Source organism: Bradyrhizobium algeriense (assembly GCF_003062295.1).
Lineage (GTDB): Bacteria > Pseudomonadota > Alphaproteobacteria > Rhizobiales > Xanthobacteraceae > Bradyrhizobium > Bradyrhizobium algeriense.
In genome coordinates this window covers 1-2,229 of record NZ_PYCN01000119.1, presented here as the reverse complement: position 1 = coordinate 2,229, position 2,229 = coordinate 1, and the positions used below count along the sequence as shown (strand labels likewise).

General features: G+C 68.8%; 1 protein-coding gene. It reads left to right on the top strand.

The features are described 5' to 3' along the window. A partial coding sequence (locus tag C7G61_RS42540) for an AMP-binding protein (RefSeq protein WP_145963824.1) occupies positions 1–2,229 on the top strand: 2,229 nt, incomplete at both ends.

Genomic DNA, 2,229 nt, shown 5'->3' with positions numbered 1-2,229 from the left:
CGCGATCGAGACGGCGCTGGCAGAGATCTGGGCGGAGCTTCTCGGGGTCGAGCGGGTCGGACGCCACGACCACTTCTTCGAACTCGGCGGCCACTCGCTCCTGGCGGTGCAGCTCTTGAGCCGGCTGCGGCGGTTGTCGCTCGGGGTGGAGGTGCGCACCCTGTTCGCCAGGCCGGTGCTGGCCGATCTTGCCGCAAGCCTGGGCAGCCATCACGAGGTGGCGGTGCCTGCCAACCTGATCACCGAGCAGAGTACGGCGATCACGCCGCAGATGCTGCCGCTGATCGAGCTGACGCAGGGCGAGATCGACCGGATCGTCGCCACGGTGCCTGGTGGCGTCGGCAACATCCAGGACATTTATGGCCTGTCGCCGCTGCAGGACGGCATCCTGTTCCATCATCTGCTGACCAGCCGGGGCGATCCCTATCTGCTGGTGTCGCAGATGGCGTTTGCCGACCGTGGCCTGTTGGATCGCTATCTTGGTGCGGTTCAGCGGGTGGTGGATCGGCACGACATTCTGCGCACGGCCTTTGTCTGGGAGGGGCTGTCGAGCCCGGCCCAGGTGGTGTGGCGTCGTGCGCCGCTGGAGGTGAGCGAGGTCGAGCTGGATGGCTATGATTGTCCCGGCGCCGATGAGCTCCGGCGCCGGTTTGATCCGCGCCGGCAGCGCATCGATCTTGGCCGGGCGCCCTTGTTGCGGTTTGTGACCGCGCGCGATCCCGGCAGCGGGCGCTGGCTGCTTTTGGAGCTGCAGCATCATTTGATCGGGGATCACACGACGCTGGACGTGATGCATGCCGAGGTGCGGGCCATGCTGGCGGGGCGGGCCTATGAACTGGCCGCGCCGCTGCCATTCCGCAATCTGGTGGCGCAGGCGCGTCTTGCTGTTGATGCCAAGGCGCATGAAGAGTTCTTCCGGGGGCTGCTGGCCGACATCGACGAGCCGACCATGCCGTTCGGGCTAAGCGAGGTCTACGGCGACGGCAGCGGCGTCGGCGAGGCGCATCGGGTGCTGCCGCAGGCGCTCAACGAGCGGCTGCGCGAACAGGCGCGGCGGCTCGGGGTGAGCCTGGCCAGCCTGTGCCATCTGGCCTGGGGGCAGGTGGTGGCGCGCAGCAGCGGCCGCGAGCAGGTGGTGTTCGGCACGGTGCTGTTTGGCCGGATGCATGGCGGCGCCGGTGCCGACCGCACCATGGGCCTGTTCATCAACACCCTGCCGCTGCGGCTTGATCTCGACGGCACCGGGGTTGCGGCGAGCGTGCGCAGCACCCATGCGCAGCTTTCCGAGCTGCTGGCGCACGAGCATGCCTCGCTGGCGCTGGCGCAACGCTGCAGCGGCGTTGCGGCGCCGGCGCCGCTGTTCAGCGCGCTGTTGAACTACCGCCATAACAGGCCGGCGGCCACGCCCGGCTCCGGAACGGATGATGTCCTGTCGGGGATGGAATGGCTGGGCGGCGAGGAGCGCACCAACTATCCCGTGACCCTGTCGGTGGAGGATTATGGCGAAGCGCTCGGGCTGACGGCGCAGGTGGCGGAGCCTGTCTCTGCGGATCGGGTCTGCGGCTACATGCAGCGGGCGCTCGAGCAACTGGCGGAGGCGCTGGAGCATGCCCCCAACACGCCGGTGCGCGAGCTCGACATCCTGCCGTCCGCTGAGCGCGCGTATCTGCTGGAGGAGTTGAACCGGACGGCGGCGGCCTATCCGTCGGAGCGGTGCATCCATGAACTGTTCGAGCAACAGGTCCGGCGCGCACCCGAAGCGGTCGCCCTCGTCCATGAGGACGAGCGCCTGAGCTATGGCGAGCTCAATGCGCGGGCCAACCGGCTGGCGCATCATCTGATCGCGCTCGGGGTCAGGCCGGATCAGCCGGTGGCGATCTGCCTTCAGCGTAGCCTGGCGATGGTGGTGGGGCTCTTGGCGATCCTGAAGGCGGGCGGCGCCTATCTGCCGCTGGACCCGGCCTATCCGTCTCAGCGGCTGCGCCAGGTGCTGGGCGATGCCGCGCCGCAGCTGTTGCTTTGCGATGCGGCAGGCCGCGCCGCGCTCGGCACCGAGGCGCTCGCCGATGTGAGCGTGGTCGATCTGGACCCCGTGACCCCGGCCTGGGCCGAGCTGCCCGCCTGCGATCCCGAGCCGCGCGCCCTCGGCCTCACCTCGCGCCATCTCGCCTACATCATCTACACCTCAGGCTCAACCGGAACCCCAAAGGGCGTCATGGTCGAGCATGC